Source organism: Kribbella sp. NPDC056861 (assembly GCF_040687575.1).
In the GTDB taxonomy this organism is placed as follows: Bacteria; Actinomycetota; Actinomycetes; order Propionibacteriales; family Kribbellaceae; genus Kribbella.
In genome coordinates this window covers 727,518-751,755 of the sequence record NZ_JBFBNQ010000003.1, presented here as the reverse complement: position 1 = coordinate 751,755, position 24,238 = coordinate 727,518, and the positions used below count along the sequence as shown (strand labels likewise).

The 24,238-nt window shown below is 68.9% G+C and carries 23 protein-coding genes; 3 read left to right on the top strand and 20 right to left on the bottom strand.

Annotated elements, in window-relative coordinates:
* Nucleotides 1-17: 17 nt before the first annotated feature.
* Nucleotides 18-1,271, top strand: coding sequence for an MFS transporter (locus tag AB0P21_RS17485; protein ID WP_363697711.1), 1,254 nt, complete (start codon nt 18-20; stop codon nt 1,269-1,271).
* The gene (locus tag AB0P21_RS17480) at nt 1,268-2,275 is read left to right on the top strand and encodes a methyltransferase (protein WP_363697710.1); all 1,008 of its coding nucleotides are present in this window, start codon (nt 1,268-1,270) and stop codon (nt 2,273-2,275) included. Before AB0P21_RS17485 ends, AB0P21_RS17480 begins: the two co-directional genes overlap by 4 nt.
* Nucleotides 2,276-2,277: 2 nt before the next feature.
* On the opposite strand, the gene AB0P21_RS17475 is transcribed toward AB0P21_RS17480, so the two are convergent.
* From AB0P21_RS17475 to AB0P21_RS17410, 14 genes are read right to left on the bottom strand one after another with little or no spacing between them, the layout of a single operon-like run.
* Nucleotides 2,278-3,642 (bottom strand): hypothetical protein, encoded by a 1,365-nt coding sequence (locus AB0P21_RS17475; protein ID WP_363697708.1) that lies wholly within the window; start codon nt 3,640-3,642, stop codon nt 2,278-2,280.
* On the bottom strand, nt 3,639-5,012 hold the full coding sequence (locus AB0P21_RS17470) for a hypothetical protein (protein WP_363697707.1): 1,374 nt from the start codon (nt 5,010-5,012) through the stop codon (nt 3,639-3,641). The genes AB0P21_RS17475 and AB0P21_RS17470 overlap by 4 nt, the downstream gene beginning before the upstream one ends.
* Entirely contained in the window at nt 5,009-6,358 is a 1,350-nt protein-coding gene (locus AB0P21_RS17465; protein WP_363697706.1) for a hypothetical protein, read from the bottom strand. Before AB0P21_RS17465 ends, AB0P21_RS17470 begins: the two co-directional genes overlap by 4 nt.
* On the bottom strand, nt 6,355-7,332 hold the full coding sequence (locus AB0P21_RS17460) for a transketolase C-terminal domain-containing protein (RefSeq protein WP_363697704.1): 978 nt from the start codon (nt 7,330-7,332) through the stop codon (nt 6,355-6,357). Before AB0P21_RS17460 ends, AB0P21_RS17465 begins: the two co-directional genes overlap by 4 nt.
* Nucleotides 7,332-8,282: a thiamine pyrophosphate-dependent dehydrogenase E1 component subunit alpha gene (locus AB0P21_RS17455; RefSeq protein ID WP_363697703.1), complete on the bottom strand. Its 951-nt coding sequence runs from the start codon at nt 8,280-8,282 to the stop codon at nt 7,332-7,334. The genes AB0P21_RS17460 and AB0P21_RS17455 overlap by 1 nt, the downstream gene beginning before the upstream one ends.
* A 10-nt stretch (nt 8,283-8,292) precedes the next feature.
* Entirely contained in the window at nt 8,293-9,093 is an 801-nt protein-coding gene (locus AB0P21_RS17450; protein WP_363697701.1) for a DUF3050 domain-containing protein, read from the bottom strand.
* A gap of 16 nt (nt 9,094-9,109) precedes the next feature.
* The gene (locus AB0P21_RS17445) at nt 9,110-10,018 is read right to left on the bottom strand and encodes a phytanoyl-CoA dioxygenase family protein (protein WP_363697699.1); all 909 of its coding nucleotides are present in this window, start codon (nt 10,016-10,018) and stop codon (nt 9,110-9,112) included.
* The gene (hppD, locus tag AB0P21_RS17440) at nt 10,015-11,088 is read right to left on the bottom strand and encodes a 4-hydroxyphenylpyruvate dioxygenase (protein WP_363697697.1); all 1,074 of its coding nucleotides are present in this window, start codon (nt 11,086-11,088) and stop codon (nt 10,015-10,017) included. Before hppD ends, AB0P21_RS17445 begins: the two co-directional genes overlap by 4 nt.
* Nucleotides 11,088-12,347 carry a beta-ketoacyl-[acyl-carrier-protein] synthase family protein gene (locus AB0P21_RS17435; protein ID WP_363697695.1) on the bottom strand — a complete coding sequence of 420 codons (1,260 nt, stop codon included), beginning with the start codon at nt 12,345-12,347 and terminating at the stop codon, nt 11,088-11,090. The genes hppD and AB0P21_RS17435 overlap by 1 nt, the downstream gene beginning before the upstream one ends.
* Complete coding sequence (locus tag AB0P21_RS17430; protein WP_363697694.1) at nt 12,344-13,942, bottom strand: class I adenylate-forming enzyme family protein; 1,599 nt, start codon at nt 13,940-13,942, stop codon at nt 12,344-12,346. Before AB0P21_RS17430 ends, AB0P21_RS17435 begins: the two co-directional genes overlap by 4 nt.
* A complete protein-coding gene (locus AB0P21_RS17425; RefSeq protein WP_363697693.1) occupies nt 13,939-14,478 on the bottom strand; it encodes a beta-ketoacyl synthase chain length factor in 540 nt (179 codons plus the stop codon). Before AB0P21_RS17425 ends, AB0P21_RS17430 begins: the two co-directional genes overlap by 4 nt.
* Nucleotides 14,475-15,509, bottom strand: a complete 1,035-nt coding sequence (locus tag AB0P21_RS17420) for a beta-ketoacyl synthase N-terminal-like domain-containing protein (protein WP_363697692.1) — start codon at nt 15,507-15,509, stop codon at nt 14,475-14,477. Before AB0P21_RS17420 ends, AB0P21_RS17425 begins: the two co-directional genes overlap by 4 nt.
* Nucleotides 15,502-15,735 carry an acyl carrier protein gene (locus AB0P21_RS17415; RefSeq protein ID WP_363697691.1) on the bottom strand — a complete coding sequence of 78 codons (234 nt, stop codon included), beginning with the start codon at nt 15,733-15,735 and terminating at the stop codon, nt 15,502-15,504. Before AB0P21_RS17415 ends, AB0P21_RS17420 begins: the two co-directional genes overlap by 8 nt.
* Nucleotides 15,735-15,989, bottom strand: a complete 255-nt coding sequence (locus AB0P21_RS17410; protein ID WP_270136227.1) for an acyl carrier protein — start codon at nt 15,987-15,989, stop codon at nt 15,735-15,737. The genes AB0P21_RS17415 and AB0P21_RS17410 overlap by 1 nt, the downstream gene beginning before the upstream one ends.
* Before the next feature lie 17 nt (nt 15,990-16,006).
* Here AB0P21_RS17410 and AB0P21_RS17405 point away from each other — a divergent pair, with 17 nt between their 5' ends.
* Complete coding sequence (locus AB0P21_RS17405) at nt 16,007-16,633, top strand: 4'-phosphopantetheinyl transferase superfamily protein (protein ID WP_363697689.1); 627 nt, start codon at nt 16,007-16,009, stop codon at nt 16,631-16,633.
* On the opposite strand, the gene AB0P21_RS17400 is transcribed toward AB0P21_RS17405, so the two are convergent.
* From AB0P21_RS17400 to AB0P21_RS17375, 6 genes are all read right to left on the bottom strand, one after another.
* Nucleotides 16,564-17,925: a fatty acid--CoA ligase family protein gene (locus AB0P21_RS17400; protein WP_363698443.1), complete on the bottom strand. Its 1,362-nt coding sequence runs from the start codon at nt 17,923-17,925 to the stop codon at nt 16,564-16,566. The two genes, AB0P21_RS17405 and AB0P21_RS17400, sit on opposite strands and share 70 nt — an antisense overlap.
* Before the next feature lie 394 nt (nt 17,926-18,319).
* Nucleotides 18,320-19,318, bottom strand: a complete 999-nt coding sequence (locus AB0P21_RS17395; RefSeq protein ID WP_363697687.1) for a GNAT family N-acetyltransferase — start codon at nt 19,316-19,318, stop codon at nt 18,320-18,322.
* 42 nt (nt 19,319-19,360) lie between these two features.
* Nucleotides 19,361-20,254 carry an N-acetylmuramic acid 6-phosphate etherase gene (gene murQ / locus AB0P21_RS17390; protein ID WP_363697685.1) on the bottom strand — a complete coding sequence of 298 codons (894 nt, stop codon included), beginning with the start codon at nt 20,252-20,254 and terminating at the stop codon, nt 19,361-19,363.
* A 32-nt stretch (nt 20,255-20,286) separates the two neighbouring features.
* A complete protein-coding gene (locus AB0P21_RS17385) occupies nt 20,287-21,189 on the bottom strand; it encodes a MurR/RpiR family transcriptional regulator (protein WP_363697683.1) in 903 nt (300 codons plus the stop codon).
* A 35-nt stretch (nt 21,190-21,224) separates the two neighbouring features.
* A complete protein-coding gene (locus tag AB0P21_RS17380; RefSeq protein ID WP_363697681.1) occupies nt 21,225-22,910 on the bottom strand; it encodes a serine hydrolase domain-containing protein in 1,686 nt (561 codons plus the stop codon).
* A gap of 35 nt (nt 22,911-22,945) precedes the next feature.
* Complete coding sequence (locus AB0P21_RS17375) at nt 22,946-24,235, bottom strand: DUF1343 domain-containing protein (RefSeq protein ID WP_363697679.1); 1,290 nt, start codon at nt 24,233-24,235, stop codon at nt 22,946-22,948.
* Nucleotides 24,236-24,238: the final 3 nt, after the last annotated feature.

Below are 24,238 nucleotides of genomic sequence, written 5' to 3'. Positions count from 1 at the left end.
GGGAGGACGCGACGAACATGGGGGCGAATGTGATTCAGCAACGGCGAATCGGGCTTTACGCATTGCTCACCGCCGACGTATTCTCGGCGTTCGGCAGCCGGTTCTCCGTGGTCGCCATTCCGTGGCTGGTGCTGATCAGCACCGGCAGTCCGGCGAAAATGGGGCTGGTCGCCGCGGCGGAGATGATTCCGTACTTGATGACGAGCGTGCTGGCGGCGCCGATCGCGGACCGGTTCGGGATGCGCCGGACCTCGATCGCCTGCGACCTGAGCTCGGCGGCGACGATGGCGCTGGTGGCCGCGATGCCCAGTTTCGGGTTCTGGCAGCTGTGCCTGCTGATCGCGGTCAGCGGCGGGATGCGCGGTGTGGGAGACCGGGTGAAACACGTCCTGCTGCGGCCGGTGACGGCCGAGTCGGGGATCCCGATGATCCGTGTGACCAGCGCATATGAGGCGATGAACCGTACCGCGGGGCTGATCGGGGCGCCGCTCGCGGGCATCCTGGTGGCGACCCTCGGGGCCCGCCACACGATCTGGCTGGACGCCGGCACGTTCGCGATCGCGGCGCTGCTGGTGTGGGCGCTGGTGCGGCCGAAGCCGGAGGAGGTCGAGGTCGCTCCGGTCAAGGAGCCGTACTTCCAGGCGCTGCGCGGCGGGTTCGCGTTCCTGCGCACCGACAAACTGCTGCTCGGGATGATCTCGACCTTGTTCCTGATCAATTTCTTCCAGCAGGCGGCGAGCACGGTATTGCTGCCGCTGTGGGTGCAGGACGTGTTCGGCTCGCCGACCCGGCTCGGCATCATCCTGGGTGTTTTTGCGGCCGGGTCACTGGCCGGGAACGTGGTATTCACCATCTTTGCGACAAAGCTGCCGCAAATGCTTTCCTTTTTCATCGGAGCGGCGATCGGTGGGGCGCCGAGAATTCTGGTGCTCGGGTTGAGCGACAGCCTGATCGTCGTCCTGCTGGTGACATTCTTCGCCGGCTTCGGAATGGCGAGCGTGAACCCGATCGTGGGCGCGGTGCTGTACGAGCGGATCCCGGTCGAGCTGCAAACCCGGGTGTTCGGCGTGGTCGCCGCGGTGGCGGTCTCCGGCATCCCGATCGGCTCCGCGCTGGCCGGCGTCGCCGCAGCCGGCATCGGGCTGCGCCCCACCATCCTGATCGGCAGCCTGGTGCTGCTCACCCTCACGCTGATCCCGCTGCTCAGGTACCGCCGCTCGTCCGAGCCGTCGGTCAAAGAGCCGCTACCCACCACAGGAGACCCCGCATGACCGCGCAGTCGAAGCCCGGGCCCGCTGAGTTGGCGGCGATGAGCGATCTCGTCATGCCGATGGCCATCCGCGTCGCTGCCACCCTGCGCTTGGCTGACCTGCTCGCCGACGGCCCCCTCACAGCCGAGGCCCTCGCCGAAAAGTCCGGCGCTGACGCCGCTGCCCTCCACCGCCTGATGCGCTATCTCGTCGCTCGCGGCCTCTTCGAGGCCGCGAGCGAAGAAGAAGGCGGCGGGTCCGGGGGTGCCGCTCGGTTTGCTTTGGGTGACGGTGCGAAGTGGCTGCTGGACGATGCTCCGGGCAGCCCACGGAAGTGGCTTGACCTCGACGGGTTCGGCGGTCACATGGATCGTGCGTTCGTCGACCTGCTTCCCACCATCCGCGCCGGCGGGCCGGCCGCGGCGGGGAACAAGACCAGCCTCTCGCCCGCCGCCGCCGCGTCGTACGACGAGCTGATGGCCGAGCGCGCCACGACCGAAGGCCCAGCGCTCGCGGAGGCGCTCGACTGGAGTCGCTTCAGCCAGGTGGTCGACATCGGCGGTGGCACCGGCGCTCAGCTGATCGCGCTGCTCAGCGCTCACCCGCAGCTGAAGGGCACGCTGGTCGAGCTGCCGGCCAGCATCGAGACCGCCCAGCGCAACTTCACCAACGCCGGTGTCGAGGCAGACGTCATCGGCGGCAACCTCTTCGAGCTGGAGCTCCCCAAGGCCGACGTCTTCGTACTGCGCTACCTCCTGCACTCCTTCGAGGACGACCAAGCAGTCGAGGCACTCACCAAGTGCCGGAAAGCCCTGCAGCACAACGGTTCCGTGCTCGTCCTGGAGGCCTCCGACACCGTCCCGGCGGTCTTCGCCACGATGGACCTGCTGATGCTCGTCCTCGGCCACGGTCGCGAGCGCACCCTCACCGAGTACGACGACGCCGCCACGGCCGCCGGTCTCCGACGAGCGGCCATCCACCTCCCGAAGGCCGGCCCCCGGGTGCTGGAGTACGTCGTCGCCTGACATCACGCGCCGCCGAGCAGCAACGACCCTGTGACGTGGACGTTGCGCTTGAGGTTGAGAACCTCCCCCTCGCCCTGGCTGCCGATCCGCACGTAGCAGCCGGCCCCGCGCCGCCCGAAGGTGTACGGCCCGATCGAGAACGGCACCTCGGCCCGCTCGTGCGCGCCACCGCCCAGCCCCACGAAGTCCATCACCATCCGGTCGGGCTTCGAGTAGTCCTGCACCAGGCGCAACCCCTCGGCCGCCCCGCGCTCGATCAGCTCACGCCACTCCTCGTCCGACGCCTCCCGCCCGACCACGACCCCCGAGCCGCCGAACTCGTCCGCCGGCTTGAGCACCAGCAACTCCCGCTCAGCCAGCACTGACGAGACCAGCGCGGGCGTGAGCAACCGAGTCCGCGGCAGGTGGGTCCGGATCAGCGCGGCATCCTCCGCCGGCAGCGAAGCGGCGTCCTCCCACAGCCAAGCGAAGACCACCTTGTTGCTGATCAGCCACGAAGCCGCCGAGGTGAACAGCCGCGCCGCACCGCCCTTCAGCGCATCCTTGATCGCCTGCAACCCGACGGTCGGCGGCATCTCCGAGCAGACGAACAGCCGCAGGATCGTCTCGACCCGCCGCCCTCGCCCGACCAGCTCGCCGTTCTCGTCCAGGGTCAGCCAGTCGACCGGCTGCACGTCCATGTCGAAGCCGTTGTCCCGGCCGCGATCGGCGAACGGCTGCAGCAGCTCCACCAGCTTCTCCGGGTCGTGCGACTCCGGGTACTCGCCGTCGGTCCGGAACACCATCGTCAGCCGGGCACCCGGCTCCAGCCCATGTGCCTCGCGGATCGCGGCGTACCGCCGATCGACCGCCGACACCGGCGCCTCGACCGGCAGGATCGACGCGACGCCGGACTTCTCGAACAGCGCGAGGAACCGCGCCGACACCTTCTCGGAGTCCCAGACACTGCCCACATCGCTGCCTACGTTGAACTCGACGAACTTCGGCACCCCGTCGGTCAGCAGGATGTCCGGCCGCCCGGAGACCACCAGGTGATCCCCGAGCAGCTCGTCGTCGTCCAGGAACTCGACTCGCCCGGCCGGGATCCCCAGCAGCTCTCGCAGCTCGCCAGCGGTCGAAGCCCGTCGCTGGCAGCACTCCAGCAGCAACTGCAGCATCCGGTCGCTCAAGCTGTAGAGCTCCTCGAGCCACGCCTTGCTCATCAGCACCGGCCGCAGCGGCCGCCAGGTCTCGTTGTAGGTAGCGATCTCGTCGAAGACGTCCTGCCACCCCGCCTCACCAGCTGCCAGCACCGCGGCCCGTACGTCGTCCGACAGGTTGCCCCAGGCATCAAATCCCGGCTGCCCTGCCCAGTCGTACCCGGTCACGTCGAGACCAGCAACGGCCCGGTGACGTGGATGGCCCGTTTGAGGTTCAGCACCTCACCCTGCTCATGACACCCGACCCGCAGGAAGCACCCGAACGACTTGCGCCCGAACGTGTACGGCCCGACGGAGTACGGCACCTCGGCGGCCAGGTGCTCACCGGTCTCGATGTTGACGAAGTCCATTGACAACCGGTCCGGCCGCACATAGTCCTGCAACAGGAAGCCACCTCGACGGACGGCCTCCTCCAGCCCTTCCCGCCAAGCACCCGGGTCGGTCTCATGCCCGACCAGTACTCCGGCGCCGCCGTACTCGTCGGCAGGCTTCAGCACCAGTGAAGCCTGCTGGGCAACGGCATCGTCCAGCATCTCGCTGGTCAGCCGCCGGCTCCACGGCACGTGCTGACGAACCAGTTCCTGGTCCTCGGCGGACAGCAACTCGATGTCGTCCCACAGCCAGGTGAAGACCAGCTTGTTGGCGAGCAACCAGCCTGCGGACGAGGTGAAGAGCTTCGTCTTGCCGGAGGCAACCGCCTCCTTGAGCGCAGCCTGACCGGGGATCTGCGGCATGTCCGTGCAGACGAACAACCGGAAGACCGCGTCCACGCGTCGTCCCTGAGTGACCAGCTCGCCGTCCTCGTCGGCCTCGAGCCAGATCAGCGGCGAGACGTCCCCGTCGATCCCGAAACCCTTGCCCCGCTCGATGAACGGGTCGAGCGACCGGACGATCGCCTCCAGGTTGTCGCTGCCCGGATACACGCCCTCAGTGCGCAGTACGGTCGTCAGGCGGTCGCCCGGCTTGAGCCCGAGCGTGTCGACGATCGCCTGGTAGCGCCCGTCGACCGGCGAGGGCGGTTCCACCACCTGCACCGGACCGTCCACCCCGTCGAGCGTCTGCAGCCCGTGGTCGGCGAACACCGACAGGAACCGCGTCGACACCCGCTCGGTGTCCCAGACGCACCCGGCCTCGCTGCCGATGTTGAACTCGACGAACTTCGGCACTCCGCCGCTGATCAGGATGTCCGGGCGACCGGACTGGATCAGCTGCTCGCCGAGCACCTCGTCGTCGTCCAGGTACTCGATCAGGCCCTCCGGCGTACCGAGCAGCTTGCGCAGTTCGCCGGCCGTCTTCGCCCGCCGCTGCCCGGTGGCCAGCAGCAGCCCCAGCAGCCGGTCCATCACCTGGGCCAGTTCGTCGTACGTGGTCTGGTGGATCATCACCGGCCGCAGCGGCCGCCAGGACTTGTTGAAGGTCAGGACGCCGCTGAAGACGTCCTTCCAGTCCTCCGAGCCGGCTGCCAGCACCTTCTCCTTGCTTGCCTGCGGCAACTCGTTCCAGTAGTCGAACGAGGTGTTCTGCCAGTCGAAGCTCATCGGTTCTCCCCCACGTTCACTTGCAGCAGGCCGCCGGTCAGCGCGCCTTGGGTCAGGTTCACCACGCCCCCCGCGCCGGGTGGCGAGAAGCGGGTGAAGACACCCGCCGGAATCCGGTCGAACAGGTACGTCGAGACGCAGTACGAGACGTCGGCCTCGACCACGTCGCCGCTGTCCGGCTGGAAGAACTGCATCGTCAGCGGTTCCGCGTCGATCAGCTCCTGGACGATGTGCGGTCCGGTGGCGCCGTCGATCGCCGCGATCCAGTCCTCCGGCGAGGTCAGCGGGCCGATGAAGACACCGTGGCCGCCGTAGTCGTCGGTCGGCTTGAACACCAGCCGCTCGCGGTCGTCGATCACCCGCTGCCGCAGCCCCGGTTCGTAGACCCAGGTCCGCGGGATGTTGGCGCGGACGATCTCCGCGTCCTCGGCCGGCAGCCGGTCGAGGTCGTCCCACAGCCAGGCGAAGATCGTCTTGTTGCTCAGCAGCCAGACAGCCGTCGGCAGATACATCCGGACGGTTCCGGCCGCGTCCGCCGCCCGCAGCGCGGCCATCCCGTCGAGGTCGGCATCGACGGTGGGGACGAACATCCGCCAGACCGCGTCGAGCGTCCGGTCCCCCGCCGTCAGCCGGCCGGCCTCGTCCTGCTTCAGCCACTCGAGTGGATAGACGACCAGGTCGACGCCCAGCTCGCGGCCCCGATCGGCGAACGGCCGCAGCCGGTTGATCATGTACTCCGCGTCGTGCGCCCCCGGGTAGCCGCCACCGGAGGTGTAGATCATCCCGGTCACCTTGCCCGGCCCGACGTCGGCGCGGATCGCGTCGAACCGTGCGTCGACCGGCGACGGCGGCGCGGTGGCACCCATCGCGGCGAACAACGGCTCGTCGCGGTAGACCTCCGCCCACCGCCTGATCACGCCGTCGGCGTCCAGCACTCCGCCCAGCGCGCTCTCCACGTTGCACTCGACCATCCGCGGTACCCCGCGTTCGATCAGCAGGTCGGAGCGGATCGCGTTGATCAGCCGCCCGGTCAGCGGCTCACTGTCGTCCAGCAACTGGATCCGGTCGTCCGGGACCTGCAGGACCGCGCGCAGCTCCCCCGCGGTACGGGCCCTGCGGCGACAGGCGTCGAGCACCAACTGCGAGACCCGCTGGGTGATCCGGTTCATCTCGTCGACCCCGGCATAGGTCCCGATCGGCGTACGGAGCGGCAGCCAGTGCTGGCTGTGCAACGCCACGTCCTCGTAGACCTGCGCCCAGTGCTTGTGGCCGTAGTCGAGGAACTTCTGCCGGACCTCGTCCGGCAGCACCGGCCAGAGGTCGGCCGCGGATGGTCGGGTGGTCACTTCTTCTCCCCCTCCAGTACGCCGCGGATCGCCGCGACCAGGTCATCGCGTCCCGGCTGGACCGCCCGGTCGAGCGCCAGCGCGAACGGCAGCACAGCTCCATCGGGCCGGGTCACCCGGCGCGGCGGCGCGACCAGCTCGAACCGCTCGGCCGCCACCGCCAGTACCTCGGCAGCGAACCCGCTGGTCCGGTTCGAGTCGTCGATCACCACCAGCCGCCCGGTCCGCGCCACCGACGCGGCCAGCCCCTCGACGTCCAGCGGATAGACCGTGCGCGGGTCGAACACCTCGATCGACGCCTCACCGGCCAGCTCGTCGGCCACCGCCAGCGCGTCCTGGACAAGGTGGCCCAGGGCAACGACTGTGAGATCGGAGCCGGCCCGCGCGATCCGGCCGACGCCGAGCGGCACCGGCGCCAGGGTCGAGAAGTCGACATCCTCCCGGAAGCCGAGCGCGCCGGCCGGCGCGAACACCACCACCGGGTCGTCGTCCCTGATGGCCGAGAGCAACAATCCGTAGGCGTCCGCCGGGTTCGACGGCACCACCGTCTTCACCCCGACGTGCGCGAACAGGCTGTAAGGGTGGTCGGAGTGCTGCCCGGCCCATCCGGTCCGCGAGCCCGATCCCGGGACGACGTACGTCACCGGGACCTTGCACTGGCCGCCGGACATCAACGACATCTTGTGCGCCTGGTTGGCGATCTGCTCGAAGACCAGGAAGAGCAGCGACGGGATCTGGAACTCGATCACCGGCCGCAGCCCGGCCATCGCCGCGCCGGTGGCGAAGTTGGTGAAGGCCTGCTCCGACAACGGGGTGTCGAGCACCCGGTCCGGACCGAACCGGCCGAACAGCCCGGCGGTCAGGTTCGAGGCCGCGACCCGGATATCCTCGCCGAGCAGGAACACCCGGTCGTCGGCCTCGAGCTCGTCGCCGAGCGCCCGGTTCATCGCCTTCAGATACGAGAGCTTGGGCATCAGCTGAACACCTCCGGCGAGTTGTAGAGGTACTCGAGCGCGGCGGCCGGGTCGGGATGGGCGCTGCCCAGCGCGATCCCGGCCGCCGCGTCGAGCAGTGCCTCGACCTCGGCGTCGACGGCGGCCCGATCCTCCGCGGCCAGCCGCGCGCCCTGGATCTCCACCGGGTCCCGCGACCACCCGGCGGACAGTTCCTCGGTCGAGCGATAGGTGAGCCGGGTCCGGTGCTCGAAGGTGTGGTGCGCGTCGAACCGGTACGTCGTGCACTCCAGGAAGGTCGGGCCCTTGCCGGCCCGGGCCCGGTCGACCGCGGCGGTCGTTGCCGCCAGCACCTTTTCTGGATCCTGGCCGTCGATGGTGAAGGCCGGGATGCCGAACGCCTTGGCCCGGCCGGTGATACTGCCGGCCACCGCCGAGTCGACCGGCATGGTGGTGGCGTAGCCGTTGTTCTCGCAGACGAACACCACCGGAACACGCCAGAGCGCGGCCAGGTTGAAGGCCTCCAGCAACATTCCCTCGTTGACCGCGCCGTCACCGAAGAAGGTGGCCGCGACGGTCGACTTGCCCTGCTTGCGGTGCGCCCAGGCCGCGCCGGTGGCGATCGAGCCGGCCGCCCCGACGATGGCGTTGGCGCCCAGGATGCCGAGCCCGAAGTCGGCCGCGTGCATCGAGCCGCCGCGGCCCTTGTTCAGGCCCGACTCCCGGCCCATCAGTTCGGCGAACATCCGGGCCGGGTTCACCCCCTTGGCCAGCACGTGCCCGTGTCCCCGGTGCGTGCTGGTGATCAGGTCGTCCGGCCGCAGGGCGGCGCAGACTCCGGCCGCGATCGCCTCCTGGCCGACGTACGGGTGAATCCCCCCGACGATCTCGCCGGACCGGACGAACTCGATCGCGCGCTCCTCGAAGCGGCGGATCAGCCGCACGGTCCGGTAGAGATCGATGGAGGTCATCTGTCAGTCCTCAGCCCTTGATCGCGGCAAGGATGCCGTCCCACAGCCGGGCGCGGGCGGCGAGCGCGGTGTTGATGGTGTCCGCGCACTCGTCCCACTTCTGCTGGTCGTCGCCGCACAGGTCCGCGACCATCTGCATCGCCATCGGGGTGTGGAACTCGCCGTCCACCTCGATGTGCCGCTCCAGGTAGTCCACGAACGTGTTCAGCTTCTTGGAGCGCTCGTTCACCGCGACCACCTGGGTGAACATGTCCGGGATCAGGTCCTCGCGGCCGAAGGCGAAGGCCGCTGCCTGGCAGTGCACCGGGGCGTTCTCGATGATGCCCCAGGTGGTGCCGGCGAAGTCGATCGAGACCTGCGGGACGCCGCCCGCGGTGAGCGACTCGACCACCTGGCCGCCGTCGCGGAGCAGGTCGATCAGCTTGTCGATCGCGGCGGTGTCGGCGCCGGCCTCGTGCATGCCGTCGACGTACAGCTCGAAGTGGCTGATGAAGGCCGGCTTGCCGTCGTCGCCGCCCAGCTCGTCGCTCTCCTCGACCATCACGATGTCGTTGATCAGCCGGCGGCTGTTGCGGTGCTCGGTCGGGATCCACGGGACCGTGACACAGGTGAGCTCGCGCTGCAGGGACTTCAGCAGGGACATGAAGTCCCAGACCGCGAAGACGTGGTGCTCCATGAAGGTGACCAGCGACTCGTGCGTGTCCAGGTTGGCGTAGAGCGGGTGCTGGACGACCTTGTCGCGGGCCTCGCTGACGGCCTTCTCCAGCTGCTCGATGCCCGGGTGGGTCTGACCCCAGTCGTAACGTGACATGTTCCTTCTCCTTGTGTTAGCGGTCGGCCCAGAGAGTGGGGCAGAAGTCCGGGTCGGCGTAGTCAGGCCTGCCGTCCGGGGTCCGGCGGACCAGGGCGTCGTGGTTGTACGCCGCGAGGGTGCCGTCGGAGAGCGGGAACTCCCGGTAGGAGTTGCCGCCGTCCTGAAGGTGCAGCGAGATCGCCCGGCGCGGGCGGTCGCTGACGTTCGCGCCGCTGCCGTGGTAGGTCCGGCAGTGGTGGAAGTTCATGTGGCCGCGGGGAATCGTGATCGGCAGCTTGACCACCTCGACGCCGTTGAAGGCGGCGTTCTCGGCCAGCATCTCGTCCAGCTCGGACTTGTCCCGCTCGGCGAAGTGCCGCACCACGGTGTCGTTGGCGCCGATCTCCTTCCACCGGTGACTGCCGTCGACCATCGTGATGGTGCCCATCTCGGGCGGGCAGTCGTGGAACGGGATGAACGCGGTCAGCATCCGGTCCGACGACGAGGACGACCAGTAGTGCTTGTCGAAGTGCCAGGGCACGATGTTCGACGGCTCGCCCTCGATCGGCGGCTTGTAGATCAGGGTGGACTGGAAGATCCGGATCTCCTCGACCTGCGCCAGCCGGGCCGCGACGGCCCCGATCAGCGGCTTGCCGAGGATCTTGGCCAGCCCGTCGTGCTCGTAGTGCACGTAGTCGTTGTGCCGCTGGACGTCGCCCTTGGACGGGTCCCAGTAGGCCAGCTTGGCCGGCGCGGCCGGCAGGTTCCGGTCGCGTTCGCCGGCGTAGTACCGCTCACTGGCGTTGACCAGCTCGTCGGTCTCGTCGTCGGTGAGCAGCTTCTTGGACAGGTACCAGCCGTGCTCTTGGTAGAACGCCACGTCCTCGTCCGAAGGCAGCAACTCGATCTCTTCGGCCGACAAGGTGAACTCGAGGCCGCTCATACCTCGACCCCCTGCAGCTCGCGCTCCTTCGCCTCGTACAGCGCCTTGATGTTGCCGCTGCCGAACGTCATCGCGCCGCGCCGCTCGATGATCTCCAGGAACAGCGTCCGGCGGACGTGCATCGACTCGGTGAAGATCTGCAGCAGCTGGCCCCAGTGGTCCTTGTCGACCAGGATGCCGAGCTCCTCCAGGTCGGCGATCGGCGTCTCCACCTCGCCGACCCGGTCCGGCAGCGCCTTGTAGTACGCCGACGGCGAGGCGAGGAAGTTGACCCCGCGCTCCTTCAGGGTGCCGACCGCCTCGACGATGTCGCTGGTCCGCAGCGCGACGTGCTGCACCCCGGCCCCGGCGTGCCAGGTGAGGAAGTCGTTGATCTGCCCCGGCCGGCGGTTCGGGTCGGGCTCGATCAGCGTGAAGGTGACGTGCTTCGACGGGCTCTGGACGACCGTCGACTCCATCCCCTGACCGGCCACCTCGATGTACTCGTCGAAGATCGGCAGGAAGCCGAAGACGTTCTCGTAGAACTCGACGGTCGACTTCAGCTCGCCCGACGGCACGCAGATCGCCAGGTGGTCGATCTCGCTGAACAGCTTCTCGTCCGGGCCCTTCGACGGCTCGGTGATGGTGTACGCGCCGGGCAGGAACTCCCGCCGCGGTCCGTGCCGCTCGACCAGCCGGTGGATCACGTCGCCGAAGCCGGCCACCTCCGCGATCACCACCGTGGTCTCGTGCTCGTCGGAGTACGTCACCGGCTCGCGCACCGACTCGGCGCCGCGGCCGAGCAGCTCGGTGTAGGCGACCGAGGCGTTGTCCACCTCGATGCCCACCACGGCGACCCCGTCACCGTGCCGCTGGACGTACTCGGCGGCGGGGTGGTCGGCGGCCAGCCCCGAGGTCAACACGATCTGTACGGCGCTCTCCCGCAGCAGCAGCGAGCGCTGGTCGGTCAACCCGGTCTCCGGGCCGCCCTGACCGTGCACCTGCAAGCCGAACGCGTGCGTCAGATAGAACGCCGCCTGCTTGGCGTCGCCCACGTACATCTCCACGTGGTCGATCCCGTAGATCTCCATCACCAGACCTTCCCCTCACTTTTGATCTCTGTGCTCGGAGGTCCGAACAGCAGGCTGACGTTCTGGCCGCCGAACCCGAAGGAGTTCGACAACCCGTACTGCGCACGCGCCTCGCGCGGCTCGTTGCGGATGTGATCCAGCGGGCAGGCCGGATCGGGGTCCTCGAGGTTGTAGGTCGGCGGCAGCAACCCGGTGTTGATCGCCAGGGCCGTGGCGGCCGCCTCGACCACCCCCGAGGTCCCGAGCATGTGACCGGTGAGCGCCTTGGTGGAGCTCACCGCCGGGCTGGACCCGTTGAACGCCAGGCCGATCGCGACCGACTCGGCGACGTCGCCGAGCTTGGTGCTGGTGCCGTGCGCGTTGACGTAGCCGACCTGCTCCGGCGAAACCTTGCCTGAGGCAAATGCTTGGCGCATGCAGGCGGCGGCTCCGGTGCCGTCGGGACGCGGCGCCGTCGGGTGGTGGGCGTCCGCGTTGACGCCGTACCCGGCGAGGTCGGCGTACCCGGTGGCTCCGCGCTGGTTCGCGTGCTCGGTGTTCTCCAGGACCAGCAGCGCGGCGCCTTCGGAGAGCACGAAACCGTTCCTGCGCAGGTCGAACGGGCGGCTCGCGTCGGTCGGGTCGTCCCAGCCTCTGGCGAGCGCTCGCGCGTTGGCGAAGGTCTCGGCGAAGGTCGGGAACAACGGCGCCTCGCTCGCGCCGCAGATCACCACATCCGCCTCACCACCACGGATCAGCCGTACCGCGTCCGCGATCGCCTGCGCGCCGGACGCGCACGCCGTACCGACCGACGAGGTGTAGCCGCGGATCCCGAACCGGATCGCCACCCGGGCGGCCGGCATGTTCGGGAGGATGCCGGTCAGCAGGTAGGGGCTGACCGCGGCCCGGCCACGCTCGGCCCTGGCCAGCACCTGGTTCTCCAGCGTCGCCATCCCGCCGACACCGCCGATGATGACGCCGATCCGGTCCTCTTGGACGTTCTCGCCGACGACGATCCCGGCATCGGCGAGGGCCTCCTCGGCGGTGAGCTGGGCCAGGATCACGGTCCGGTCCATCACCTTGCCGTCGGGGCCGCTCGCGATTGCTCCCGGGTCGAACTCCGGCAGGAAGCCGGCCAGCTCGACGGAGTTCGCCACCGGATGTCCGGCCGGCGGCCGGCTGATCCCGGACTTCCCCTTCAGCAGACTCCCGAAGACCTGCTCGACCCCCCGGCCCACGGGCGTCATCAGCCCCATGCCGGTGATCGTCACGCCGGTCATGACGGAACCCCGGACAAGCGGTCCTGCCGGAGGGCGACCTTGCGGACCTTGCCGGTCACCGTCACCGGAACCTCGTCCTCGGCCACCACGCTGATATTGCGAATGGTCGCGGCGACCTCTTCACCTACCGCTTCGCGGACCTGAGCGTCGCGGTCCGCCGTCGGGTCCGCGTCGGCCGCGAGTTCGAGCATCACGTCGGTGACGAACCGTCCGTCCTCCGCGACGATGATCACCGTGCAGTCCTGCACCTCGGGCAGCGCCGCCAAGATGCGCTCCTCGGACATCGAGGTGTAGAGCTGCGGTCCGTCGAAGCCGGCCACCGCGTCGGGCACCCGGTCCAGGTGGAAGAAGTGGCCGGTGTCGTCGCGGTAGACCAGGTCACCGGTCAGGAACCAGCCGTTCAGCCGGAACTTGTAGGTGTTGACCGAGTCGTTCCAGTACCCCGGGGAGACGGTCGGCGAGCGGAACCCGAGCAGGCCGACCTTGCCGACCGGCAGCTCCTCGCCGTTCGCGTCCAGCACGGTCGCCTCGGCGAACTGGTACGGCTTGCCGATACAGCGGCCGTAGTGGTCGGAGTCGATCGTGTGGGTGATGTGGAAGCCGTTGTGCCCCATCTCGCTGGAGCCGAGACCGTCGACGAAGTGCGAACCACGGATCGTCGTCCGGCCGCCCCGGCCGACCGTCTCGCGGGTGCCGACGGCCACCAGCTTGCGGATGTGCGGCTCGTGCGCGCAGTCGCCGGTGTTGAACCACATCCGGACCGAGTCCATCTCGTGCGCGGCCAGGTCCTCACGGGCCAGCCCGGCCCAGGTGACCGCGAATCCGTAGACACCGTGCGGTTTCCAGCGCTCGATCTGCGCCAGTACGACGGACGCGTCCTGGCTGGACAGCAGCAGCATCTCGGCCCGGTTGCCGAGCACCTGGTTGACCATCAGGATCGTCGCGGTGTGCGGGATCGGCAGCGCGTTGAGGATCCTGTCGGTGCCCTGCGACTGCGGCATGGTGAGCAGGTGCTTCAGCGCGGCGTACAGGGTCTTGTGGGTGTGCAGCACCGCCTTGGGCACCCCGGTCGTGCCGGAGGTGTGGGTGATCACGATCGGGTCGTCCTGGTGGTGCCGGTACTGCGCCGGCGCCTTCGCCGGATCGCCCGTGCCGAGCTCCTTGGGCTCGCCCAGAATCGGTGCTTCCTGCAACAGTTCGCGATGCGCGGCGTCGGCCAGCACGCCGGTCACCCGCAGCCGGCGGATGTACTCCTCGGCGATCGCCGGCGCCATCTTGCCGTTCAGCAAGGCGGGGATCGCCCCGACCCGGGTCAGCGCCAGGAAGCTCAGCACGATGTCGGCGGCGTCGGTGGCCCAGATCGCCACCACGTCGCGCCGACCGATGCCCTGGTCGCGCAACCACGACGTGCGCGCCTGGACCCGGTCGTCGAGCTCCCCGAGAGTGAGTGGATGTTCGGCCGGGTAGTCGTCGACAGCGGTGTCGAAGGTCAACCCCGGCCCGTTCAGATCGGCGCCGTGAGCGATCACGGTCGCCAGCACGTTGCCCGCCCCGATGGCCGGATCGGCCGCCAGCCGGGCTCTCAGACTCTTCACAACAGATCTCCCCCACTCACCAAGAGGGCGACGGCGGTGTCGCCCTGACTTGCCTGTTCCACCAGCACGACCAGCACCTGGTCCGCGTCGCCGTCGGCGATCAGCAGCGCGGCCTGGTCGAAACCGGCCTGCCGGGCGGTGCTGGGCGCGTGCCCCGGCGGATTGAGACAGACGACCGGCCCGTGCAGACCCCACCGGGCCGCGACGTAACCGGCCACGCTGTTCGGCACCGACTGGAAGAAGTGCAGCGGCCCAACTCGCTTGCCGTCAGCAACTATCTGCCGGACCTGCTCGGCGGCGACCCGGTCACCGGTCCGGCTGACCAGCACGATGCCGACCTTCTCGCCTTGTTTCGCGGCGACCTCGCCGTACAGGGACTGCAGGCAACGATCCGCGACCACGGCGACCAACGGGCTGAACGACGACCCGATGAAGCCGGGCAGCGCCGGCGGGCCTGCCAGCGCGTCGTCACCCAACTGCGGCCAGTGACCGTCCGCGATCACATGGACTTCCGGAATCTCGACCAGTTGGCTCATCCAGCACGCACCAGCAAGGCCGTGTTCGCGCCGCCGAAGGCCGCGTTCAGCGTCAGCCCGTACTGCGCTGTCGCGGGTCGGGGCGCGTCCAGGATCAGATCCAGCGGGCAACTCGGATCGGGACTGGTGAAACCGGCGTTGACGGGCAGCTTGCCGGCCCGCAACGCGAGCACGGTCATCAGCAACTCGAGCAGGCCGGAGGCTTCCAGCGTGTGACCGTGGACCGACTTCGTCGAACTGACCGGCACGTCGGTCGGGAAGACCGTGCGAATCGCGGCTGCCTCCGAGGCGTCGCTGAACGCAGTACCGGTGGCGTTGGCGTTGATGTAGCCGACGACATCGGTGGGCAGCTCCGCCTTGCGCAGCGCAGCCTCGATCGCCGCGGCCAGCCCTTGCCCGTCCGGGGCCGGCTGACACGGGTGATAGGCGTCGCCCGCTCGTCCCCAGCCGGCGATCTCGGCCAGTCCTTCGCCGCTCTGCAGAACGACCGCGACGACGGCGTCGCCGAGCAGCAGTCCTCTGCGGTCCAGGCTGAACGGCCGGACCGTGCTGTCGTCGGACAGCGCCCGGCCCGCGTCGAACAGGGCGAACTGGTCGGACTCGACCAGGTACCCGGCTGCCACCACGATCCGTTCCGCGTAGCCGTTGCGGATCAGCGCGGCCGCGTCGGCGACCGCGGTACTGGCCGAGACGCAGGCGCTGGTGTAGATCTTCGCCGCTCTGGTGGCCAGGCCGCGGACGCCGGCGCGTCCGTGCACCGCGAGGAACAGCGGCGTCGTCGCCCGCTGCGCCGGAGTCAGACCGGCGTCGGCGCAGGCGTCGATGACCGCGTCGAGCAGTTCCTCCTCCAGCGAGCGGGCGTCCGGCGCGGTGGCCGCGCGGGTCACCCGGCGGTTCGAGGTGTCGAACCGCCGGACCTCGCCGAACGCGGCCGCGCCGGGCAGCGCCGCGGCCAGTTGCGCCTCGGCGCCCCGGCCGAGCGCGCTCAGCACCGAGAAGCCCGTGACGGAGACCTGGCTGGGCTCAGACATGACTCTTGAGCGCTTCCGCGAGCACCGCGACGGCGTCGTCGATGGTCTTGATCCGGTCCAGCTGGTCGTCGTCGAGTTCCAGCTCGTAGCGCTGCTCGACCTGATGGACCAGCCAGGCCAGTTCCATCGAGTCGATCCGTTCCCGGACGTCGCCGGGCTGGCGATCGCCCAGCGCTGCCAGCCAGTCGACGATTTCGGCTCTCCCGGGCGGGGGGAGGCTGCTCATCAGACCTGCGTCGCTACCCGGCCGGCCACCGCGGTGGTGAACTCGCCGACGGTCATCAGGGCCAGCTCCTCGGACTCGTCGTCGGAGAACCGGACGCCGAACTTGTCCTCGACCCGCACCGACAGGTCCGCCAGCGCGAGCGACTCCAGGTCGACCCCGGCCGGGCCGAGGGTGGTCTCGTCGTCGATGCCCTCGACGTCGTAGTTCATGTCCTGCAACTGCGCGAGGACGAACTCGCGAACCTCTTCCCTCATCGGGATACCTTCTTTCTGTGAATCTGCGTCCGGGAACCGATCTGGCCCCCGTGCACGTCTGGCTGGCACCGTCCGACCGCGATCAGCGGCGCGCTGCCCACGAGCTCCTGCTCGACCTGGCCGAATCCCTGCTCGGCGCCCGGCCGGTCCTGCACCACGACGACCTCGGTCGCCCACTGCTGCCGCCGCTCTGGGTGAGCGTCAGCCATACCCCGGACCTGGTCGCCGTCGCGGCCGGGCGGCAGGGCCCGGTCGGGGTCGACGTCGAGAACCAGCACGCCCGCGAAGTGGCCGTGGTGGCCCGGCGCTGGTTCGATCCGGTCGAGCTGGCCTGGATGGCCGGTCAACCCGACGGTCTGCAGGCTTTTCTGCGCCTGTGGACCGCCAAGGAAGCTGTCGGAAAAGCGTTGGGCAAAGGCCTGCGGAACTCCGGCCTCCGCCGCCTGATGCCGCTCGAGGGCGGCACGATCGAATCGGAGCCGACCTTGACCGTGCAGTGGCCGGCGCTGCGAACCGACGGAGTACTCGCCGTCGCCGTGCCCACCAGCACCACATCCATCGAAGTTGTCGAGCATCACGGGGCGGCCTTGCGCAGGACGGTGGTGTCGCGGACGAGCTTCCCGGTGGTTGTCCGGGGCAACTGATCCAGCACCCGCACCGAGCGCGGCCGCTTGTAGGACGCCAGCAGCTGCGCCAGGTCGGACTCGATCCGCGCCACGTCGCGCTGCTCGTTCAGCTGCACGTACGCCGTGATCGCGCCGTCGTGGACGACCACTGCCGCCTCGACGCCGCGGAGCGTGCCGATCGTGTACTCGACCTCGGTCAGGTCGACCTTCAGCCCGCCGACCGACACCTGGGAGTCCAGCCGGCCCTTGATCGACACCAGGCCGGTCTCCGGGTCGATGACGCCGGCGTCCTTGGTGTGCAGCCAGCCGTCGGACCAGCGACTCGGGTCCGACAACCCCAGGTACGGCGACTCCGGCCGCCGGATGTGCAGCTCGCCGTCGACGGCTCGCACCTCGATCCCCGGCGCCGGCCGGATCGACGGGCGGTGGGCGCCGTACAGGTCGGTGCCGATCACCCCGACCTCGGTCATCCCGTACATGTTGCCCAGCGACGCGCCGAACTTCGCGACGAACGCCTCCGCGATCGCCGCCGGCACCAGCTCGCCACCGGTCGTCATCCGCTTGAACTGCGGCAGCCGCGGCGGCTCCTGCACCGAGGCGAGCAGGCCGATGTGGAACGGCACCCCGAGCACGGTCGCCGGGCTGGTCTCGCTCGCGATCGCCTGGACGATGGCGTCGCCGGTCAACCGCGCCGGCGGGACCAGCTCGACCCCGGCGTGCAGGCCGTACATCAACCCGCCGACCAGACCGAGCACGTGCACCATCGACGGCAGCAGGATGATCCGCTCGCCGCGGGTCGGCACCCCGTCGATCTGGGTGTACCGCAGCACCTCTTCGATCAGGTCCTCGGCGGTCCGCCCGATCACCTTCGACGGTCCGGTCGAGCCCGAGCTCAGCTGGACCACGGCGTGCGCCGTGTTGGCCGGGTGACCCGAGTAGCTGGCCACGTCGGTGTCGATCTCCACGAACGTCCGCAACCCGGCCGGCACCGGCCCGTCCGGCGACACCACGACCTGGGGAACGAGTCGCTCGATCGCCCGCCGGACCTCGTAGTCGGTCAGCCGGTGATCCAGCAGGATCGCCTGACCACCGCTGCGCCAAATCGCCAGCAAATGCGTAATGAACGCCATTGACGGCGGTAAACGCAATGCGGCAGCGCCACCTGGGCGCAAACCCGATTCAGCCAATTCGGACTGCCTGTCCCGGACCAGCCGGCGCAGCATTCCGCGATCAATTGGAGTAGGGAGTCTGAAACACACGTCACTGGCCGCACCGGCCAGCAACACGTCATCGACCCACTGGGCACCCATAGTGGTTCCGGGCACCACGACAGTACCGTCCATGGTCATCCGAGCTCCGAAGTTCGCCTTGAACACAAAGGATTCAGAGCACCAGCACCCCCACCAAGGCCTGGCGATGACGTGACGATACGACACGATTACGCGGTCCCGCTATGGACCGAAAGTGATGAGCTAGCTACCCTTCGCGACGTGGCCCGGATCGCTTTTCTTTCCGGTCCGAATCAGCCATGCTGCTCCGTTTTGCATCGCATCGAAATCAAACACCCGGGATGCCCACAAACCGGTGGATCAGCAGTGTTCGGTTAGCTTTTACGTTCACAAACACGGCGCCGAAGGGTTCCCCGCGCCCGATTCAAGCCATCGTTTATCGGACTATTCCACTATCCCGGGGCCAGAATTTTTTTCAGATTCGGCGCTGCCACTCCTCGGTCAGCTCCACCGGCCGGAACCCGAGCCGCTCGTTGACCGCGTTCATCGCGGTGTTCTGCTCGGCGTTCCAGGTGTGCAGCACCCGGCGGCCGGTCTCGGTGCGCTGCAGTTCGAGCTGATTGCGGGCCTTCAGCGCGAGCCCGAGCCGGTGCCCGCGGTGCGCTGCAGCGACCAGAGTGCCCGACTGGTACGCGTTAGCCGGGTCGTGGCTGGGGATGAACAGCTCGGTCTGCCCGACCAGGGCGCCGTCCGGCGCGATCGCCACAGTGACCCAGGACTGCCGGCCCTGAGCCAGCGCCTGATCCTCCCGGAACCGAATCCGGGCCGCGTCGTAGACCTCGTTCTCCATCTCCAGGTCCCCCATCGGCGCCTCGCTGAGGAACGTGCCCTCCAGTACGGCGTACGCGTCGACCAGGTGATCGGGGCAACGATCCCGCCAGGTGACCAGCTGGTAGTCGCGATGGTGATCGGCGACCTCGGCGGCCAGGCTCTCCAGGTACGCGTTGTCGACCGGCACCTGGAGCACCCGGTGCATGTCGACGATGCCCACCTTCATCCCGTGGGCCAGCGCGAAGGGGCGGCCCGGAGCGGCGCCGTCGAGCGGGTTGTGCACCATGGCCTGCACGATCTCGCGGCCGTGGTGGGCCATCCGCTCCTCGACCAGCTTGGCCAGGGCAGACCCGTAGCCCTGCCGGCGATGCTCGGCCAGCACCCCGAGGTCGGCCGAGACGAGGCTCGTGTTGTCGAGCAACGGAAGGTGGAGGTGGAGGAAGCCGGCAGGCTGCCCGTCGTCGGTCCGGACGATCCAGATTTCCGACGCCGCATACGGCGAGTCCCGGGTCAGCGCGACCCGCATCTCCGCCAGCGACCAGATCGCGGGGTACTCGCGGCCCTCCCCGGTGGCAGCGGCCATCACCGCATGCCATTCGCCGAAAGCAGCCGGGTCGCGTGGGTCGATGCGCTCAGTGATCACCCAACCGACTGTAGGGATCAGCCCGGTCCGCGGCGAACAGTTTTACGCAGAGGCGCTGAGCAGCCCTAGAGCCACGGCTACGCGCCCGTTGGCCTGGGACAGGGCCCGGCGGGCCTCCGGGACCGGAGAGCCCGTCAGAAGGTGCACGAGAGCCGGTTTGAGCTCACCGTCGGCCTCGGCCAGAGCGGTGGCGCAGGCCTCGGGGTCGGCGCCGGTGGCCTCCCCCAGGATGCGCAGCATCCGGCCGCGGAGCTTCTGGTTGGTGGCGACCATGTCGACCATCAGGTTCGACCAGGTGCGGCCGAGCTTGATCATCAGCGTGGTGGAGAAGCTGTTCAGGATCAGCTTCTGCGCCGTGCCGGCCTTCAGCCGGGTGGAGCCCGCGATCACCTCGGGGCCGGTGTCGGCGGCGATCACGATGTCGGCCAGCGGAGCCAACGGCGCCGACGGGTTGGAGGTGACCAGGGCCGTGGTCGCGCCGACCGCCCGGGCAGCGCGCAACGCGCCCGCGACGTACGGCGTACTGCCGGAGGCGGCGAGTCCGATCACGACGTCGCGGCCGGTGACGGTGGCCGCGTCGGCGGCGCCACCCTCCTCGGAGTCCTCGACGTTCTCGACCGCGCGCAGCAGCGCCTCCATGCCACCGGCGTGGTGAGCGACCACCAGGTCGTCGGGAGCGTGGAAGGTCGGCAGCAACTCGGCCGCGTCCAGGACGGCCAGCCGCCCGGAGGTGCCGGCGCCGAAGTAGTGCACCCGCCCGCCGTTGCGGACGGCCTCGACGGCGGCATCCACCGCTCGCGCCAGCTCGGGGATCACAGCGGCCACCGCACCCGCGACCCGAGCGTCCTCCGCGTTGACCATCCGAAGAATCTCGGTGGTGCCCACCGCATCGATCGCGAGCGTCCTGGGGTTGCGCTGCTCCGTGGGTGTGATCACAACTACGATGTTAGTTTTCTACTGAAGAATTTTCAATTCTGTTGATCATTGACAGAACTCTTCAACCGGTGCCCGCGGACCGCGGTGGCGGTTTCTTCCAGGGCCTTCCGGGCGTCCGGCAGAACCGATTGAGCGACGCCGATGAACAGGCAATCGATCACCATTAATTGCGCAATCCGGCTGGACATCGCGCCGGAACGATAAGTCGTCTCCCGCGCGGCGGTGGTGAGCACAAGATCTGCGGTCCGGGCCAGTGGCGACCGGGGAAAGTTCGTCACCGCGACGGTGGTGGCGCCGTGCTTGGCGGCCTCCTCGAGCGCCTCGACGACCTCGACCGTGGTCCCGGTGTGCGAGATGCCGATCGCCACATCGCCCTCGCCGAGCAGCGCGGCACTGGTCAGCGCGACGTGCACGTCCGACCAGGCGAACGCGACCCGGCGGATCCGGTGCAGCTTCTGCTGCAGGTCGAGCGCCACGAACGCGCTGGCGCCGGTCCCGTACAGGTCGACCCGGGGCGCCTTGGCGACCGCCGCGACCACCTTGCTCAGGGCCTCGACATCCAGCTGCTGCGCGGTCTCCCGGACGGCCTTCTCGTCCGCGAAGGCGACCTTGCCGACGACGTCGGCCAGCGAGTCACCCGGCTCGATGTCACCGCCGACCTCGGGCCGGATGTTCTCCGTTGCCGACTGAGCCGCCAGTTGCAGGCGGAGCTGCGGATAGCCGGGGACGCCGATCTGCTTGCAGAACCGGATGACCGTGGTCTCCGAGGTGGACGCCACCTCGGCCAGTTCGGAGATCGTCATCGCCGCCACTCCGCCCGGGTCCGCGAGGACCGCGTTCGCCACCCGCTGCTCGGCCGGAGCCAGCGCGGGCATCACCGCGCGGACCCGGACCAGCAGCGGCCCCGTGGGTTCTGGAGAGGTAACTGAAGTCATGACGCCACCGTACGGCGATTAAGCACCGAGCGGGGTCATCGACGCGAAAGTCTCCAACCAGAGGCGGTAAATGACTCCGGATGCCGCTCGCCGTCGAACAGAACCTGCCGCCCCGAGGAGATCTTCACACCGTCCACGTAGACGCCGCGGCCTTGGTACAAAGGATCCGAGGTGTAGCGCCAGCGCAACGTCTGGTCACCGGCGCCGAGGTCCGCGGTCACCTGGTGCCAGTGCCGATCGCCGGAACCGCTGATGGTCCCGTCGGTGTCGGTCACCGAGCCCCGATCGCGAACGGTGAAAGGCACTTTGGTCCAGGTGGCGCCGTCCGCGGACGTCTCCAGCCAGAGCAGATCCGAGTCCTCGGTGTCGACGAACAGGTCGAACGAGACCTTCGCGCCGGCAGCCGGTACGGCGACCTTCGCCGCCAGCGTCGACGTACTGGCATCCGTCGTACCGGAGAACCAGGCATCCTTGCCATGCTGCGGCCCAACACCCAACGACAACGCCAACCCTTGTACTACGGCCCTGCGGGCAGGGTTGTTGCTGCCCCAGTTACGGCTCGGGTGCACCCGGTTGGTGAGCAGGATCGCGAACGACCGCGAGTCGAAGTCGATCACCACCGACGTCCCCGTGTAGCCGGTGTGCCCCGCCGAACGCGGACTGGACAGACCACCCATGTACCACCGCTGGTTCAGCTCGAAGCCGAGCCCGTGGTCGTTGCCCGGGAAGCCCTGGTTGAAGTTGGTGACCATCGCGGTGACGGTGTCGGTCTTCAGGATCCGCGCGCCGCGGTAGCTACCGCCGTTGAGGAAGGTCTGCGCCAGCACGGCCAGATCGTCGGCCGTCGAGAAGACGCCGGCGTGCCCGGCGACCCCGTTCAGCGACCAGGCGTTCTCGTCGTGTACCGAGCCCCAGACCATTCCGCGGGCAGGCGCCGTCTGGTACTCCGTGGCGGCGATCCGCGGCTTCTTCTTCACGTCGGGGTTGTAGCCGGTGTCGCGCATCTGCAGCGGCTTGGTGATGCCGTCGGCGACCAGCTTGTCGAGCGTCTTGCCACTCACCCGGTGGGCCAGCTCGCCCAGCGAGATCAGGTTGAGATCGCTGTAGAGATAGGTGCTGCCGCTCGGGTTGACCAGCTTCGCGGTCAACGCCGCGTTCAGCCTGAGCTCCGGCGTGGGGTAGTCCCGCCACAGCGGCAGGAACGCGGGCAGTCCGGTGGTGTGGGTGAGCGCCTGCCGGACGGTGATCGCGGCCTTGCCGTTCTCGGCGAACTCCGGCACGTAGGTCGCGATCGGGGTGTCCAGCCCGACCTTGCCCTTCTCGACCAGCTGCATCACCACGATCGAGGTGAACAGCTTCGAGACCGAGGCCATGTCGAAGATGGTGTCGGTGCGCATCGGGATCTGCTGGTCGGGCGGCAACTCGGTGCCCGAACCGTCGGAGTACTTGAGGGCCAGGCCGGTCGCCGTCCTGGTGACCACCTTGCCGTCGTGGCCGAGCAGCGTGACCGCGCCGGCGTACAGGGGTTTGGTGGTGCCGGAGGGTTGGGTCCAGCCGGCCACCTGGGCCAGCGCGGCGTCGATCGGCGCGGGGTCGAGACCGGCCTTGGCCGGGGTCGCGTCGCGCAGCAGGGTGGACTTCGGCGCGTAGCCGTCGTACGGGTGGTCGAACCGCCCGGATTTGTTGCCCGAAGCAACCGCGGGAGTGGTCATGGTGAGCATCAGGACAGAGACTATCGCGATCGGCCGGAGCAGTTTCACCGATGATCTCCCTTGTACAGCAGGTACTTCGCCCGCCGGGCGGTCCACGCGTCGGTCTCGCTCTTCCAGGCCGCCACGATCGCCTCCGCGGTGGCGCCACCGTCCAGCATGGTGCGGAACCGATCCGATCCGGTCAGCAGGTCGATCCAGCGCCCGGGCGGGTTGTCACCGGTACGCCAGGCGAAACCGGGGTACAGCTTCTTGGCCTCCACGATCATGTGCGTCGCGGCCACGATCGCCTCGACCTTGGTCGGGTCGGTGATCTGGATCTGGACGCCGCCGCACAGCACGTTCGCGTTCTTGGAGATGAACGGCGTGAAGTAGGCCTCGCGGAAATCGATGCCCGGGATGTTCTTGGCCTGCAACGCCTGCGCCCACTTGTAGTCGACGTACGGCGCGCCGATCAGCTCGAACGGCCGCGTGGTCCCGCGTCCCTCGGACATGTTGGTGGCCTCGAACAGGCAGGCGCCCGGGTAGAGCAGCGCGGTGTCCGGGGTCGGCATGTTCGGGCTCGGCATCACCCAGGTCAGGCCGGTGTCGGCGAACAGCTGGTCGCGCTTCCACCCCTTCACCTGGATCACCTGCAGCTCCTTGAGCCGGGCGCCGTTCGCGTCCAGCGGCAGGTACTCCGCGTTGAAGAGCCGGGCCAGCTCGCCCACGGTCATCCCGTGCTGCTGGATGATCTCCTCCTTGCCGACACCCGAGGTGTAGCCGGGCTTCAGCATCGGACCGCGGGCGTAACCGCCGACCGGGTTCGGCCGGTCCAGCACGACGAACTTCGCGCCGGTCTGGACCGCGGCCAGCATCGCCTCGTACATGGTCCAGATGTAGGTGTAGAACCGGGCGCCGACGTCCTGGATGTCGAAGACGACCGTCTCCACGCCGGACTTCTGGTAGAGCGTGACGAGCTTGGCCGCGTTCGCGCCGTACGCGTCGTAGACCTGGATACCGGTCCGCGGGTCGACGTGGTCACCCTCGGAGCCACCGGCCTGCGCGCTGCCGCGGAAGCCGTGCTCGGGACCGAAGACCGCGACCACGTTGACCTTGCCGGAGGCGTGCATGGTGTCGACGATGTGGTTGAGGTCGTCGAGGATGCCGGTCGGGTTGCTGATCACGCCGACCTTCTGGCCGGCCAGCGCCTTCCAGCCGTCCTTGGCCAGCGCCTGCGCGCCGGTGGTGACGCCCTTGCCGTGCTTGGCCGGCGCGGCGGCGGCCGCACCCTGGACATCGATCAGCGGGGCGGCGGCGAGGGCTCCCGCGCCGGCGAGCAGACTGCGGCGCTTCATCGG

What these genes read in the sequence shown, in the direction of transcription:
- AB0P21_RS17455 (WP_363697703.1), bottom strand. Translation starts at nt 8,282, where the DNA reads ATGACCTCCATCGATCTCTACCGGACCGTGCGGCTGATCCGCCGCTTC.
- hppD (WP_363697697.1), bottom strand. Translation starts at nt 11,088, where the DNA reads ATGGAGATCTACGGGATCGACCACGTGGAGATGTACGTGGGCGACGCC.
- AB0P21_RS17385 (WP_363697683.1), bottom strand. Translation starts at nt 21,189, where the DNA reads ATGACTTCAGTTACCTCTCCAGAACCCACGGGGCCGCTGCTGGTCCGG.
- AB0P21_RS17470 (WP_363697707.1), bottom strand. Translation starts at nt 5,012, where the DNA reads ATGAGCTTCGACTGGCAGAACACCTCGTTCGACTACTGGAACGAGTTG.
- AB0P21_RS17450 (WP_363697701.1), bottom strand. Translation starts at nt 9,093, where the DNA reads ATGTCACGTTACGACTGGGGTCAGACCCACCCGGGCATCGAGCAGCTG.
- AB0P21_RS17425 (WP_363697693.1), bottom strand. Translation starts at nt 14,478, where the DNA reads ATGAGCCAACTGGTCGAGATTCCGGAAGTCCATGTGATCGCGGACGGT.
- AB0P21_RS17485 (WP_363697711.1), top strand. Translation starts at nt 18, where the DNA reads ATGGGGGCGAATGTGATTCAGCAACGGCGAATCGGGCTTTACGCATTG.
- AB0P21_RS17375 (WP_363697679.1), bottom strand. Translation starts at nt 24,235, where the DNA reads ATGAAGCGCCGCAGTCTGCTCGCCGGCGCGGGAGCCCTCGCCGCCGCC.
- AB0P21_RS17445 (WP_363697699.1), bottom strand. Translation starts at nt 10,018, where the DNA reads ATGAGCGGCCTCGAGTTCACCTTGTCGGCCGAAGAGATCGAGTTGCTG.
- AB0P21_RS17460 (WP_363697704.1), bottom strand. Translation starts at nt 7,332, where the DNA reads ATGCCCAAGCTCTCGTATCTGAAGGCGATGAACCGGGCGCTCGGCGAC.
- AB0P21_RS17435 (WP_363697695.1), bottom strand. Translation starts at nt 12,347, where the DNA reads ATGACCGGCGTGACGATCACCGGCATGGGGCTGATGACGCCCGTGGGC.
- AB0P21_RS17410 (WP_270136227.1), bottom strand. Translation starts at nt 15,989, where the DNA reads ATGAGGGAAGAGGTTCGCGAGTTCGTCCTCGCGCAGTTGCAGGACATG.
- AB0P21_RS17380 (WP_363697681.1), bottom strand. Translation starts at nt 22,910, where the DNA reads ATGCTCACCATGACCACTCCCGCGGTTGCTTCGGGCAACAAATCCGGG.
- AB0P21_RS17400 (WP_363698443.1), bottom strand. Translation starts at nt 17,925, where the DNA reads ATGGGTGCCCAGTGGGTCGATGACGTGTTGCTGGCCGGTGCGGCCAGT.
- AB0P21_RS17415 (WP_363697691.1), bottom strand. Translation starts at nt 15,735, where the DNA reads ATGAGCAGCCTCCCCCCGCCCGGGAGAGCCGAAATCGTCGACTGGCTG.
- AB0P21_RS17420 (WP_363697692.1), bottom strand. Translation starts at nt 15,509, where the DNA reads ATGTCTGAGCCCAGCCAGGTCTCCGTCACGGGCTTCTCGGTGCTGAGC.
- AB0P21_RS17480 (WP_363697710.1), top strand. Translation starts at nt 1,268, where the DNA reads ATGACCGCGCAGTCGAAGCCCGGGCCCGCTGAGTTGGCGGCGATGAGC.